This window comes from Okeania sp. KiyG1 (genome assembly GCF_014132355.1).
Taxonomy (GTDB): Bacteria; Cyanobacteriota; Cyanobacteriia; order Cyanobacteriales; family Microcoleaceae; genus Okeania.
Window position 1 is genome coordinate 1 of the sequence record NZ_BLZO01000107.1, and the last position, 16,024, is coordinate 16,024.

Consider the following 16,024-nt stretch of genomic DNA (forward strand, 5'->3'; position numbering starts at 1 on the left):
GGGTTCTATATTTAATATCATGTCCGTTGGTATCGTTTGTGTATAAAGTTAGCGAAATATCTACCGTCATATAGAACCCCTAACCGTATCTTCATAAATATGCGCTTTAGCTAGAGACAGGAGACAGGGAGGTAACCCACCCTAACCCTCCCAGGAGGGGGAGACAGGAGACAGGAGGGAAGATGTGGGGAGAAATAATACAAAAAATTCAACACTCCTTGCTGATGATTTTTCCTCACTCATTGATGCGCGAAAAGGCTTAATTACCATAATTATATAGACCTCAAATGGGTTCTATAAGGTTTTTCCTTGCCTTGTAGGGGCAAACGGCCGAAAGCTTGCGCATAACTATCGTTAACGCCCCTACTTCTTCCTTGCCTTCTCTATACAATACCGATGCTACCGGACATGATATAAATTCAGGCTAAGAAGTGTGCTGGTACAGCTACAAGATATGTAAGCATTTCCTGCGGAATTCTGCTCAAACAAAAGCTGAGAGCTGACAGCTAATAGCTGAATGCTTATGTATTTTTTCCTATCTTTATTATTGCTTTACATAACTAAACCGTAGACTAACCGATGGCTCTAATATTTGTCAGATGATTTAATTAAAATAGTGAGATAATCTCACAACTCATTCAAATTCTACCTTGAGAATTGGAATGAAAGAAAATGATAAAAACTATTTTAATGAACTGGCCATGAACTTCACTATAACACCATTGAGCAATTATGAAATTGGCGACTTAATACATGAGAGCAAGCGTACTGTCGTCTATCGCGGAGTAGCTAAAGCAGATGCTCAACCAGTGGCGATTAAACTAATGCGCAATCAGTTTCCGGCCTTTAATGAATTAGTCCAGTTTCGCAACCAATACACCATTGCTAGTAATCTGTCCATTGAAGGTATTGTCAAGCCATTAGCTCTGTTAAGTTATCAGAATGGCTATGCTCTAATCATGCCAGATATTGGTGGCATTTCTTTGGGTGAATATTATCAAAATTTGTCACCTCATACAAAATATATATCCCAATTTTTAGATATAGCCATTGAGATAGCAGAAATTATCTATCAATTACACCAAAACAGAATTATTCATAAAGATATTAAACCCGCAAATATACTAATTAATCCTGAAACTAAACAAATAAAAATTATTGACTTTAGTATTTCTACTCTACTGCCAAAGGAAACTCAAACCATTCAAACACCCAATGTGTTAGAAGGAACTTTAGCTTATATTTCCCCAGAGCAAACAGGCAGGATGAACCGAGGAATAGACTATCGCAGCGACTTTTATTCGTTGGGGGTAACATTTTATGAGATATTAAATGGAACATTACCATTTGAGACGACTGACCTCATGGAATTGGTACATTGTCATTTGGCGAAAATGCCAGTATTAGGGAATAGGGAACAGCGGTGCGACCCCGCGTCGGCGACAGACGCAAGCGGTCAGACCCCGCGACGACGCCAGTCGCAAGCGGTCGGACCCCGCGACGACGCCAGTCGCAAGCGGTCGGACCCCGCGACGACGCCAGTCGCAAGCGGTCGGACCCCGCGACGACGCCAGTCGCAAGGGAACGCCGACCAAGAGAGGGAACGCCGACCAAGAGAGGGAACGCCGACCAAGAGAGGGAATGCTGACCAAGAGAGGGAATGCGCACCAAGAGAGGGAGTAGGGAGTAGGGAAGGAAGAACAGGGAATAGTGAAGAAAGCAAGGGGGTTTGTGAAACACAAATACCTCAAATGCTAATCGACATTGTTATGAAGTTGATGGCGAAAAATGCGGAAGATAGGTATCAGAGTGCTTTGGGTTTAAAATATGATTTGGAAAAATGCCGACAGGAATGGGAAGAGAAGGGAGAAATAGAGTCTTTTGAGTTAGGAAGTAGGGATATTAGCGATCGCTTCCTCATCCCGGAAAAACTCTATGGACGAGAAGCAGAAGTACAAACTTTACTAGATGCTTTCGAGCGGGTAGCTCATCCCCCTGTTAGTAAGGAGGGGGGAGGTAGAGCAGAAATGATGCTAGTGGCAGGATTTTCTGGTATTGGTAAAACTGTTGTTGTCAATGAAGTGCATAAACCCATTGTCCGGCAGCGCGGGTATTTTATTAAAGGTAAATTTGACCAGTTTAATCGGAATATTCCTTTCTCTGCTTTTGTGCAAGGGTTTCGAGACTTGATGGGGCAACTGTTGAGTGAGAGTGATGCTCAACTGGAGGAGTGGAAAAACAAAATACTTGATGCTGTAGGGGAGAATGGGCAAGTTATTATTGAGGTGATTCCGGAGTTAGAAAAAATTATTGGCAAGCAACCTTCTGTGGCAGATTTATCAGGAAGTGCGGCTCAAAATCGTTTTAACTTACTATTTGGCAAGTTTATTCAAGTTTTCACCACCAAGGAACATCCTTTAGTCATTTTCCTGGATGATTTGCAGTGGGCAGACTCCGCTTCTCTAAATTTGATGAAACTGTTGATGAGTGAGGCTTCTAACTCCTATTTGTTGACGATTGGGGCATATCGGGATAATGAAGTATTTCCTACCCATCCGTTGATGTTAACCCTGGATGAGATGGTGCAAGCAGAGGCAACAATTAACACCATTACCTTAGCACCTTTGTCTCAGGATAATATTAATCATTTGGTGGCAGATACCTTGAGTTGCGATCTAGAGGTAGCTAAACCTTTAACAGATTTGGTGTATCAGAAGACGAAAGGAAATCCGTTTTTTACGACTCAGTTTCTGTTGGGTTTGTATGGGGATGAATTAATTAGTTTTAATTTTGAACTTAGGCATTGGGAATGTGACATTGCTCGGGTAAAACAAAGGGCGCTTACTGATGATGTGGTGGAGTTTATGGCCGAGCGGTTACAGAAACTGCCATCAGAAACAATTGAAGTGTTGAAGTTAGCTGCTTGCATTGGAAATCAGTTTGATTTGGCTACTTTGGCTATTGTTTGCGAACAATCGGAAATGGAAACTTCTACAGCTTTGTGGAGAGCATTGCAAGAGGGATTTATATTACCTCAAAGTGAAGTTTATAAGTTTTATTTTGGTCAGGAGCAACAGCAAAAGTTTAGTCCAGCAGGAATTTCGGAGCTGGTTAACTATAAGTTTTTGCATGACCGAGTTCAACAAGCTGCTTACTCGCTAATTCCTCAAGAGCGTCAACATTATACTCATCTGCAAATTGGTCGCTTGTTGGCCAGTCATACAAAGCCTACAGAAATTGAAGGGAATATCTTCAATATTGTTTCTCAATTCAATGCTGGAATAGAATTTGTGACCCAGCAAAAAGAGAAAAATGAAATCGCTCGCTACAACCTTATTGCCAGTTGTAGAGCAAAAAATTCTGCTGCTTATCAACCTGCTTGGAATTATGCAAAAATTGGGATCGGTTTGCTCGGTCCGCAATGTTGGCAAAATTGCTATCAACTGACTCTACAACTTTACGAAGAATCAGTTGAATTAGCCTACCTCAATGGCGATTTTGAGACGATGGAAAAGCTCTCAGAGATTTTCTTTAACAAGGCTAACACATTTCTCGAAAGAATCAAAATTTATCAAGTCAAAATACAAGCTTGCGTCGCCCAAGACAGATTGTTAGACGGGGTAGCAATTGGTTTGAATGCCCTCAAATCTTTGGGAGTAAACTTGCCGGAAGAACCCACTGAAGAAGATTTGCAACAAGGTAGGTCTGAAATTGCTTTCCTCACTAAAGATCGAGAAATTCCAGATTTAGCTAATCTGCCACAAATGACTAACCCTAAGATCCTAGCAAAAGTGCAAATTTTATCGAGTCTATTTGCTCTAACTTTTTTCACGAATCCAAATCTTTGTTGGCTCACAGTAATTAAACAAATTATTCTCTCTCTCAAACATGGTAACGCCCCAGTATCTGCTTTTGCCTATGCTAATTACGGTATGATGAAATGTGGCATTTTACAAGACATCGAAATTGGCTATCAATTTGGACAGCTTGCTCTTTCAGTTTTATCTCAACTGAATGTTAGAAGTCTGGAAGCAAAAACACTCTATATTATTAATACTGGTATCTCCCATTGGAAAGAAAGCCTGCACGACACCGTACCTAATTTTAAAGAAGTTTATCTCAAAGGATTAGAGACAGGCGATTTCGAGTTTTCAGGTTATGGCGGTATCAGCTACTGCTACTTTTCCTATATCCCTGGTAAAGAACTGAAAGAACTCAGTCGAGACATGGAAATTTATGGTTTAAAGATGCAAGAAATTCAGCAACAATCTTCTTTAAACCTTTTGAATATCTTTTGGCAAGCTGTGATGAATTTGCAACAAGAATCTCAAGCACCTTGGAATTTAGATGGAGAAATATATAACGAACACCAATTTCTGCCAATTTATCTTCAAAGTAACAACTATCTAGCTTTAGGATATTTGTATTTTAATAAGCTGATTTTAGCTTACTTATTTAGCAATTACCCTGAAGCAGGAATCATTTGCGCGGAATCTGAAAAGTATTTATCGGTTTTAACTGGAACCCCGGTATTGCCTCCCTACTTTCTCTATAATTCCCTAACTAAACTAGCGTTGTACTCAGAGTCTACCGAGGAAGCACGAGAGCAAATATGGCTACAATTAGCAAAAAATCAAGAAAAGTTGAAAGACTGGGCACATCATGCACCAATGAATTGCCAGCATAAATACGATTTAGTAGAAGCAGAAAAAGCACGAGTGTTAGGAGAAAAATGGCAGGCGGGCGAACTATATGACAAAGCTATTTCTGGAGCAAAAGAAAACGAATACATCCAAGAAGAAGCCCTCGCTAACGAACTAGCTGCAAAATTTTATCTGGAATTGGGGAAAGACAAAATAGCTGCAGGCTATATGCAAGATGCCTATTACTGCTATGCTCGTTGGGGAGCAAAAGCCAAGGTGGAAGATTTAGAAAAACGCTATCCTTTCCTCCTGAAACCAATTATCGAAAGACAACTCTATAGCTCGACCTCTAGTGCTACTTCGATCGATTTAACTCAAGGCACAATTTCCAAAACAACCACAGGGTCGGGAGAAATGTTAGACTTAGCCACCCTAATGAAAGCATCGCGTACTCTCTCAGAAGATATCTCCTTAGAAGGAGCAATAACTAATTTAATGCAAGTAGTCAGAGAAAATGCTGGTGCTGAAACCGTGGCATTGATGCTGTTTACTGACCAAGTATTAATGCTGACAGCTCTGGTTACTGGCCCAGAAAATTCCACCCTGACCCCTCTTCCTGTGGTAATCACTCATGCAGTACCTTTGAGTATTGTCAACCAAGTCAAGCACAGCCAAAAGCCTTTAGTTCTGGATAACGCTAGTAACAACAATGCTTATGCTGGCGATGCTTATATTCAAAAATATCAACCTCAATCAATTTTCTGCCTACCCTTAATAGCTCGGGGTAAACTCATTGGCATTCTCTACCTAGAAAATAATCAAGTAGCTGGAGCATTTACCCAAAAACGGGTGGAAGTGCTAAATTTGCTTTGTTCTCAGGCAGCAATTTCTCTGGAAAATGCCCAATTGTACCAACAAGCACAACAAGCACTGACCGACTTGCAAAAAGCACAGTTGCAACTGGTACAAACAGAAAAAATGGCAACATTAGGAAATCTGATGGCGGGAGTCGCTCATGAAATTAATAACCCCCTGGGTTTTATGGGTGGCAATATCAATATTATCCAAGAGTATCTTGCCGATCTGTTTACCATTATTGAGCGATATCAGGAAGAGCTACCGAACCCTAGTCCTGGACTGACTGATGAAATAGAGGAACTGGAACTTGATTTTCTGATGGAAGACTTACCCAAAACCATTGCATCTATGGAAACAGGAATTAGGCGCATTGGTGAAATTAGCGTCTCCTTGCGTACTTTTTCTCGCACCGATACGGAGAATAAAAGCGAGTTTAACTTGCATGATGGTCTTGATAGCACCCTGTTAATCTTGAAATATCGCCTCAAAGCTAACGATCGTCGTCCGGGGGTTAAAGTAATTAAAGATTATGGAGATTTACCGAATATCCAGTGTTATCCAGGACAATTAAATCAAGTATTTATGAATATTATTGCCAATGCCATTGATGCATTAGATGAAGCAAATGAAGGCCAAACTTTCCGTGAAATTGAAGCCAATAATAATTGCGTTACTATTAGTACGAAATTAAGTACGGACAAAAACATGGCGGTAGTAGAAATTGCTGATAATGGTCCAGGAATGAGCGAACAAGTGCGCTCCAGAATATTTGAGCAGGGATTTACAACTAAGGGGGTGGGCAAAGGAACGGGGTTAGGGATGGCAATATCCCAGCAAATTATTCAAGCAAAACATGGAGGAACAATTGATTGTATCTCAGCATTAGGTAAAGGCACAAAATTCATCATTACTTTACCTTTAAGTTAAAGCGAGGTACTGATAACTGATAACTGATAACTGATACAGCGGATTCCACTTTGGTGAGGTACACTCCGAAGCGGGCAAGATGCCCGCACTGAGAACGTTTAATTGTTACAGGACTTACGCAAATTGACTTTTCAACCACCATTTGTAGGGGCGTTAGCGGAGCTTTGCGCTAGCAAATGGCATTCGCCCTCCCTATATGTAGAGTCTCTGCGTAAGTCCTGTGTTAATATCTGTACTTCATATACTTGGAATATGCCGTAATATCATGTCCGGATAATTAGTTATAAAAAAACTTTCTCCTTCAACTCCAGTTCTTCTTCTTTCTTCCCTCTTTCCTCCTGACTTCTGACTTCCCCTCCACCGGAGGGGTTAGGGGTGGGTTGACTCCTGACTCCTCCGTAGTTATTTATTTATCACTGTTCAAGCGGACATGATATAACTGATAACTGATAACTGATAACTGATAACTGAAATGATCTGGCCATGAACTTAACTATAACAAACTTAACTGATTACGACATCGGCGACTTAATACATGAGAGCGAGCGTACTGTCGTCTATCGCGCAGTGGCTAAAGCAAATGCTCAACCAGTGGCGATCAAACTGATGGGCAATCAGTTTCCTTCCTTTTATGAATTAGTCCAGTTTCGCAACCAATACACCATTGCTAGCAATCTGTCTTTTGAGGGTATTGTCAAACCATTAGCTCTCTTTAGTTATCAGAATGGCTATGCCTTAATTATGCCAGATTTTGGTGGCATTTCTTTAGGTGAATATTATCAAAATTTACCACCCCGCGAAGCCAAAGACATATCTCTATTTTTAAACATCGCTATTGAGATAGCAGAAATTATCTATCAATTGCACCAAAATCGCATTATTCATAAAGATATTAAACCCGCAAATATACTCATTAATCCCGAAACTAAACAAGTTAAAATTATTGACTTTAGTATTTCTACCTTACTGCCAAAAGAAACTCAAACCATTCAAACACCCAATGTGTTAGAAGGAACTTTAGCCTACATCTCACCAGAGCAAACCGGAAGGATGAATCGAGGAATAGACTATCGTAGCGACTTCTATTGTCTAGGGGTAAGTTTATATCAGTTATTAAGTGGAGAATTACCATTTACCAGTGGCGACGCAATGGAATTAGTACATTGTCATATATCCAAACAACCTCCACCATTAAAGGCAGAAATACCGGAAGTGTTGTCAGATATAGTGATGAAATTAATGGCCAAAAATGCCGAAGACCGCTATCAGAGTGCTTTGGGGTTAAAGTTTGACTTGGAAAAATGTCTGTCTCAATGGGAGGAGGCAGGGAAAATTGAGACTTTTGAGTTGGGAGAGCGGGATGTGAGCGATCGCTTCCTCATTCCCGAAAAGCTCTATGGAAGGGAAACAGAAGTTCAGGCTTTGCTTGATGCCTTTGAACGAGTGGCCAATCCCCCCCTAACCCCCCTTAGTAAGGGGGAGAAGAATCCCCTAACCCCCTTAGTAAGGGGGAGAAGAGTCCCCCCTAACCCCCTTTAGTAAGGGGGGAGAAGAATCCCCCCTAACCCCCCTTAGTAAGGGGGGGACAGAAATGATGCTCGTAGCTGGCTTTTCCGGCATCGGGAAAACCGCCGTCGTCAACGAGATACACAAACCCATTACCCGGCAGCACGGCTACTTCATCAAAGGCAAATTCGACCAATTCAACCGTAATGTTCCCTTCTCCGCATTCGCCCAAGCCTTTCGTCAACTGATAGGACAACTACTCGGTGAATCTGACAACAAATTAGAAATATGGAAAGAGAAGCTATTAGAAGCTCTAGGAGAAAATGGACAAGTCATCATTAGTCTAATCCCAGAAGTTGCCAACATTATTGGTAAACAACCTCCAGTCGCCGAACTATCAGGCAGCGAGAATCAGAATCGTTTTAACCTACTATTTAAAAAATTCGTCCAAGTCTTTACCAGCGCGCAACACCCCCTAACGATTTTTCTAGACGACTTGCAGTGGGCTGATTCTGCCTCATTAAACCTGTTAAAGCACCTGATGGAACCATCAGAAGTCGAAACAGAGTCTGGATACCTACTGATTTTAGGAGCTTATCGCGACAACGAAGTCTCCCCTGCTCACTTGCTCATCCAGACATTAAACGACATTGCCAAACAAAGCACCCCCATCAACACCTTAACCCTCCAGCCCCTCGGTGAAGGGGACATCACGCGCTTGACCGCCGAGACTCTGTTGTGTTCCGAGGATATTGCTGCGCCACTAGCCAAGCTAGTGTATCAAAAAACTCAGGGAAATCCATTCTTCACCACACAGTTTTTGCTGGGACTGCACCAGGACCACCACATCACCCTGAACGCAGAAGCCGGTTATTGGCAATGCGACCTAACCCAAGTGAAAAAACTGTCACTGACTGATGATGTGGTAACATTTATGGTCAGTCGTTTGCAGAAATTGCCAGGCAGCACCCAAGACCTTTTGAAGCTGGCGGCCTTCATTGGCAACCGCTTTGACTTGGAAACGTTATGCATTGCCTGTCAACAAGGGAGGGAAGATGTCGCGACGAACTTGTGGTCAGCCCTGCAAGAGGGGTTAATTGTTCCAGAAAGCGAAACCTACAAGTTTTTCCAGGGCGAATCTGAATCGGCTAAATCAGCCAAAAATATTACGGTTGAGTATCGTTTTCTCCATGATCGTGTTCAACAGGCTGCTTACTCATTAATTCCTGACGAGGAAAAACCGGCTGTTCACTATCGAATTGGATTATATTTCCTCGAGAACTTCTCGGAGGAAGAACAAGAGGAGGCACTGTTTGCCATTGTTAATCATTTAAACTTTGGTCAAAGCTTACTCACGGAGAAAAGCGAGCAGAAGAGACTGGCAGAACTTAACCTCAGAGTCGGCAAAAAGGCTCTGTCTTCAGTGGCCTACAAAGCGGCGATCGAGTACCTGGAAACTGGTATTAAATTGCTGGAGTCAGAGACTTGGAGCAGTGAATACAATCTGTTTTTCGAGCTGTACAAAGGTTTGTGCGAAGCTTATTTGGCAGATGCTGAGTATGGCAAGCTGGAAGATGCTATTGCCATAGCTCTGAATAATATTAGCGACTCCGTAGACCGCATCGAATTTTACATCCTTGAAATCGTCAAGTTTGTACTAGAAGGTAATTGTGAAAAGTCTATAGAAGTAGGATTAACTGGGCTGAATGAGCTGGGAATTGATGTTGACACGGAAAACTTGCCCGAGTTAATCAATTCTGAGTTTTCTATGATTGAGCAACAGATGGAGAATCGTTCTATATCGTCGCTTTTAGAGTTGCCCACTCAAGTGGATAGAATAACTGCGGCCAAAATAAAGCTACTGGTTACTTTAAATTCACCAACATACATACTTGGTAATTTCGACCTTTCTAATTTTGTCTCTTTAAAAGCTACTTCACTATCTGTAAAATATGGCAATATTGATGAGTCGATCAAAGCTTATGCCAGTTATGGACTGTTCTTAAATGTAATCAAAGCCGAGTACCAGCGTGCGTATGAGTTTGGCAAGCTGGCGTTAGACTTGAGCTACACACTCAACAGTAAGGTGGAGCGATGCAAAGCTGGGCTGTTTCTGGGTGCTGCGCTTCATGTGTGGGCAAAGCCAATTCAAGGCGCCGCACAGGTGAACTACGACTGTTTTCTGGCGGGTACTGAAGCGGGCGAAGTTCAGTTCAGCGGTTACAATTTGTACTGCAATATATTAAACCGCCTGTTTCAGGGAGAATATCTGAGTAGCGTTGCTGAGGATATTAATAACTACTGGTTAGTCGCAGAGAAAAGCAAAGACGTTCTTTTGCTGTGTGCTTTGGCTGCCACCAGAATTTTTGTCCAAAAACTTTGTTTGTCTGCCGATGAATATGAGCAGTCAGCATCACGACTTGAAGCAGAAGCGATTATTCATGAGAATAAAGAATTAGCCTGGACCTCAGTCTGCTTCCATTATTGTCTCAATATCCATTCTTGCTATGTGTTGGAATCGTTTGAGGAGAGTTTTGAATATTTTAAAAAGGCAGGGACTATTCTGGATGCTGCCGCAGGATATACAACAATTAGTAACTATTACTACTATGCTTCTTTAGTTTTACTCCAGTTATATTCCAGGCGATCGCCACAAGAGGAAGTAGAGCTATTAGAACAGGTGAAAACGAAGCAAAAACAGCTAAAAGCATGGACTGAAAGTTGTCCGGAAAACTTTTTGCACAAATACTTGCTCGTCGAAGCAGAACGCCACCGTGTTTTAGACGATAAAGGTTCAGCGATCGAAATATACGATCGCGCTATTTCTGGAGCCAAAGAAAATGGATTCACTCAAGAAGAAGCTCTCGCCAACGAACTCGCAGCAAAATTCTACCTTGAATGGGGCAAAGAAAAAATTGCCCAAACCTACATGGTAGAAGCTTACTACTGTTATGCCCGGTGGGGTGCAAAAGCCAAAACCGACCACCTCGAAGCCACCTATCCCCAACTCCTCACTCCCATCCTCCAACAACCAAAATCGACTCTAACTCTCAAGACTAAAACCACCCTCACCTCTGATCGAACCCTTCGCACCACCAGTAATGCCAATACCTCCATTCTCGATATTTCTAGTGCCATTAAAGCCTCTCAAGCGCTCTCTGGAGAAATCGAACTGGAAGTCTTGCTCTCCCAACTGATGAAAATTGTCCTCGAAAATGCAGGAGCTGACAAAGCTGCATTAATCTTGAATAATGACGGAACTTGGGAAATTGTTTCTCAGTGCATAGAAGAAACCTGTCAGTTATGCCTAACCTCCCTCGACAATAGCGATCGTCTCCCTGCCAGCATTGTTCGTACCGTCCAACGCACTAAAAAACCTATTATTCTCAACCACGGGGTTCAAGACACCCACTTGGCATCGGATACTTATCTCATACAACAGCAACCCAAAAGCTTATTCTGTAACCCTATTCTCAATCAAGGTCAGCTCATTGGTATTTTGTACCTCGAAAATAATCTCAGTGCGGGAGCTTTTAGCAGCGAACGGGTGGAACTGCTGAATTTAGTCTGTTCCCAGGCAGCGATTTCTATTGAAAATGCCCGCTTATACCAACAATCTCAAAATTATGCTAAAAAACTTGAAGGTACAGTGCAAGAGCTTCAGCAGACACAGCAGCAATTGCAGAAATCTTTTGAGGAGTTGAAACAAGCACAACTGCAACTTGTGCAAAGTGAAAAAATGGCTTCTATTGGTCAGTTAACTGCCGGAATTGCTCACGAAATCAACAATCCATTAGGTTTTATTTCTGGGAATTTCACTTTTACTGACTATTATATTCAAGACCTAATTGAACTGTTGAAACTTTATCAAGCAGAATTGCCTTCTCCTAGTGAAAAAATTCTGAATAAAGTTAAGGAGATGGAGTTAGATTATCTCATAGAAGACTTACCCAAAAATATTGATTCGATCAAACAAGGTATCAAGCGGATTACTGAAATTAGCACATCAATGAGAATCTTTTCTCGTGCCGATACTGTAGCTAAAGTTCCTTTTAATCTCCACGAAGGAATAGATAGCACTTTATTAATTCTCAAACACCGACTCAAAGCTGATGAAAAACGCCCAGAAATAGAAGTGGTGAAAAACTATGGTAATTTATCGGAAGTTAATTGCTATCCAGGACAATTAAATCAAGTATTTATGAATCTAATTGCTAATGCTATTGATGCTTTAGAAGAAAATAATCTAGGTAAGACTTTTGAGGAGATTGAAACTGCACCAAATCAGATTATTCTGACTACAGAAATTGACAGAGAAAAACAACAGATAATCATCCGCATTCGAGATAATGGCATGGGCATGAGTAAGGAAGTCAAAGAAAAAGTTTTTGAACATTTATTTACGACTAAAGGAGTAGGAAAAGGTACGGGTTTAGGTTTATCAATTTCCCGGCAAATTGTAGAAGAAAAACATGGAGGTCAAATTGTTTTGACTTCAGAATTAGGAGAAGGCACAGAATTTGCTATTGTTCTGCCTCTTTAGTAAACTTTTATTTTTTGCTCTACTAATATAATGTCCGGATGATTAGATATCTCCAGAAAAGAGGGAACAGGGAACAGGGAACAGGGAACCCACCCTCGCCCCTCCCCTCCCAGGAGGGGAATAATTGATAATTTATGGATAAGAATTGATTTGATTTTTAATTTTTGGAGATGTCTATTAGTTATAATAAAATTTTTGTTTGTAGTTGGGCTTTAGCCCGAACTCTAGATAGGGCTAAAGCCCAACTACAAGCTTTAATTATTAATTATTAATTGTTAAATACTACCATTTTTTATAATCTGGTGATTTGTATCTAATTTATAAGCTTTACCTGATTTAGCATCAAATGCCCAAGCTGCAATTTTCAACTTACCTTTTGGTAATAATTTACCAGAAATTGTTTGTTCCCAACCTGCATTAAGGTATGCTGGATTATTGAATAGTTGAACTAAATTTTCTCTTGGAGTTTGAGCAGACATCAAAACATCAAAAATAATCCAATCATCTTTTTCTTTTGAGTTTAATACCCCGTCATCTACAGGGTGTTTATAATTAGTTGGGGTTTGAGTCCCCATCCACTTTTTCCTTATTCCTTCTTCCTTCTTCTTTCCTCCTTCTTCCTTATTCCTTCTTCCTTCTTCATTAGTTGGAGTTTGAGTCCCCATACGCTTATTCCTTATTCCTTCTTCCTTCTTCCTTCTTCCTTCTTTTTTATAGGTTAAAATAATTGCATCCGCAGGTTCATTACGGTCTGGTAAAAATGCCCAACCATTGACAAAATACCAACTATTTAAAGGTATAATTCCATCTAATGAACCATAATTTTTATCTTTCTGTTTTTTATTAGCTATCGCTTTGATATTATTGCTGGTAACTAAATTAGGTTTTAACATACCTAAGTAGTTAAGTTTATTGACTAAATCTTTAACATAATCATAACTTGCTAAAATATTTTCTTCAACACAAGATTTATTTTCAATGATATTAATGAATGACAAACAAGTTTTTCCTTCCATACGCAATTGATAGCTGGATTTAATTTCTTTCACGCTATAAGTAAATGATTGATAGTGTAAAATCATCGCTCCAGTTATGGCGATCGCTACTTTCAAGAATTTAGAATTTAGAATTAAGAATTTAGAATTACCTCTTCTTATAAATAAGAGGATTGGATCAAAGAATTTTTTTTCTTCTCTTGGTCGATTGGATATGGCGAGGGAAGCTCCGTTAACTACCGCTTTTTTATCCATGAATGGAGAGGCTTTATACCTAAATTTTTCGGTGATTTTATGGAGCCATACTTGCGATTTCCTCGGATTTATCTGACTAGAAATATGACTAAAAACTATTGGTAATAAATGTATAATCGCGATTATTAAATAAAGAGAAAATGTTGTATACTTTGAAGATAAAGCACTTTCTAGTCCAAAACCAACTCTACCAACGGCAGTAATTAAAGCACTAATGATTGAATAGAAAGCAATCATTATCCAACCAATTGTTCTCTGGAAAAGATGCAGATTTTTAATATGTTTGAGTAGGTAAATAAATAAACAGCTAAATATTCCTATTTCTACTCCACCAATAAATATCGAAGAAGTAAGAGGAGATATTTCAAAACCAGAACCTAAAGGAGAACCCAAAAAGGCTAGGAAAAAATGTAAAGTCTGCTCTGGATGCCGAAATGCTGGTATGAGACTAGGGCTAAGTTTAGGCTTTTGATAATCATAAAAATAGATAATTATATTGCTGATAGAAACTGCTATCCAGCTTAAGAATAACCATTTTTGTTTCAGTAAATCTGACGTTGATTTTGCCGTAACTAATGTGAGTACAGGTAAGACAATTACCCAAGCTATCATCCCATTAGAATAGGAAAAAGTACTAATGATGCAAAGCATCATACAAATTAAAAATTTATATCTAGTATTAAAGTAGGAATAGATAACTGAAATTGCTGTAGTAATACAAGCGATCGGCATCATAACTACTAATTGGATTCCCCAAAACCAGTTATCATATTGAATTGGAGAAAATATCAGTAGATTTGCTAATAAAGCTATGACTGAAGTTGTCAATAAATTAGCGTTTACAGTTAATCTATTGAGGCGATAAATATTAACAGAAACTAGACAAGCTAACATAAATATTACTAACATTTCATATCTCACATCCCAGTTAGTTAAATATGCCAGTCCGAGAAATATTAGTCGTGGAAATAGTTTTCTACTTTCATTATGTTGAGCAATCAAGTCTTGCCAGGACAAGGAATTTTGGGAAATTTTTATGAATAATTGAGGCATGAGATTCCATTGGTCCCAATAAGGCATATTAACGCTGTAAGTCAGAATTAATATTCCCATTGCGACTGCTGGAAGTATTACTAAAAATATGCTGATCCAATATAGAATTTGGAAATTATACTTGAATATTTTTTGTTAATTAGGGATTTTTTTCTGTTGTCATTATCCTCATTACGTTCCAAAGTTGAAGTTTTCAACTTTCATCTGAACTGATTTTTTCAAAGCCAATTTTTTCTCTAATAATATAGTATGGTCTTTGTCTAACCTCATCATAAATACGACCAATATATTCTCCAATAATTCCTAGAGACAGCAGTTGTACTCCCCCCATAAAAAATGTTGTAGTTAAACCATAAGCCCAGGATAAAAATTCTTGCCCTAAAACAAATTTAACGTAAAGACCAATTGTTCCGATAATAAAAGAGAAAATTGCAGATACTAACCCTAAAATAGTTGCTATTTTCAAGGGAATAGTTGAAAAAGAAAATATGCCATCAAAAGCAAGCTTAAATAACTTAGCAACTGAAACTTTAGGCTCACCTCGATATCGAGGACCACGTTCTACATAAACTCCTATTTGTTTAAATCCAGCATAAGCTCTTAAACCACTTAAATATTTGTTGCGTTCTGGCATTTGCCGTAGAGTTAATATGACTTTTCTATCCATTAATGAAAAGATACCTGCATCCATGGGAGTGATAATTCCTGACAACTTCCTTTGAATGTAATAAAAACTTTTAAATGCTAATCGTTTCAACAACTTTTCTTTACGATTCTTTCTAATAGCATAAACCACATCATATCCCTCTTGCCAAAGTCTTGAAAAACTAATAATTGCTTCAGGAGAATCTTGCAAATCTCCATCCATTAAAATAACAGCTTTTCCATCAGCATGATCGATTCCTGCAGACAAAGCACATTGATGCCCAAAATTTCTAGAAAAGTTAATAATTTTTACTTCTAAGTGTTGCTGACTTATTTTTTTTAACAGTTCAAAGGAAGAATCTACACTACCATCATTGATAAAAATTACTTCACTATTACCATCAAGTCGCTGTAAAACATCTAATAACTGTCGCCATAGTTCAGGGATAATTTCTTCTTCGTTGAAGATGGGAATAATTATAGAATAATCTATATTTTTCATAGTTTTTACCGAAAAATTGTGGTTTAAAGCCTCCCATTTTAAGGGGATAATAAAGAAAAATTTTCCTGTTCGTCAATCCTATCCGTTTTAAAGGAAA

Annotated in this window: 5 protein-coding genes; 3 read left to right on the forward strand and 2 right to left on the reverse strand. The window is 39.4% G+C overall.

What is annotated here, in order from left to right; translation table 11 throughout:
- The first annotated feature begins 662 nt into the window (after positions 1–662).
- From SAGCYANO_RS25075 to SAGCYANO_RS25085, 3 genes are all read left to right on the forward strand, one after another.
- The gene (locus SAGCYANO_RS25075) at positions 663–6,428 is read left to right on the forward strand and encodes an AAA family ATPase (protein WP_375339987.1); all 5,766 of its coding nucleotides are present in this window, start codon (positions 663–665) and stop codon (positions 6,426–6,428) included.
- Between the two features lie 483 nt (positions 6,429–6,911).
- Positions 6,912–7,967: a serine/threonine-protein kinase gene (locus SAGCYANO_RS50630; RefSeq protein ID WP_202222580.1), complete on the forward strand. Its 1,056-nt coding sequence runs from the start codon at positions 6,912–6,914 to the stop codon at positions 7,965–7,967.
- Between the two features lie 52 nt (positions 7,968–8,019).
- Positions 8,020–12,477 carry an AAA family ATPase gene (locus tag SAGCYANO_RS25085; protein ID WP_202222581.1) on the forward strand — a complete coding sequence of 1,486 codons (4,458 nt, stop codon included), beginning with the start codon at positions 8,020–8,022 and terminating at the stop codon, positions 12,475–12,477.
- Between the two features lie 275 nt (positions 12,478–12,752).
- Here the strand turns inward: SAGCYANO_RS25085 and SAGCYANO_RS25090 are convergent, their stop codons facing one another.
- Both SAGCYANO_RS25090 and SAGCYANO_RS25095 read right to left on the reverse strand, forming a co-directional pair.
- Complete coding sequence (locus SAGCYANO_RS25090) at positions 12,753–14,807, reverse strand: chloride channel protein (protein WP_237396664.1); 2,055 nt, start codon at positions 14,805–14,807, stop codon at positions 12,753–12,755.
- Positions 14,808–14,973: 166 nt separating this feature from the next.
- Positions 14,974–15,927 carry a glycosyltransferase family 2 protein gene (locus SAGCYANO_RS25095; RefSeq protein ID WP_202222583.1) on the reverse strand — a complete coding sequence of 318 codons (954 nt, stop codon included), beginning with the start codon at positions 15,925–15,927 and terminating at the stop codon, positions 14,974–14,976.
- Positions 15,928–16,024: the final 97 nt, after the last annotated feature.

What these genes read in the sequence shown, in the direction of transcription:
- SAGCYANO_RS25075 (WP_375339987.1), top strand. Translation starts at nt 663, where the DNA reads ATGAAAGAAAATGATAAAAACTATTTTAATGAACTGGCCATGAACTTC.
- SAGCYANO_RS50630 (WP_202222580.1), top strand. Translation starts at nt 6,912, where the DNA reads ATGAACTTAACTATAACAAACTTAACTGATTACGACATCGGCGACTTA.
- SAGCYANO_RS25085 (WP_202222581.1), top strand. Translation starts at nt 8,020, where the DNA reads ATGATGCTCGTAGCTGGCTTTTCCGGCATCGGGAAAACCGCCGTCGTC.
- SAGCYANO_RS25090 (WP_237396664.1), bottom strand. Translation starts at nt 14,807, where the DNA reads ATGCCTTATTGGGACCAATGGAATCTCATGCCTCAATTATTCATAAAA.
- SAGCYANO_RS25095 (WP_202222583.1), bottom strand. Translation starts at nt 15,927, where the DNA reads ATGAAAAATATAGATTATTCTATAATTATTCCCATCTTCAACGAAGAA.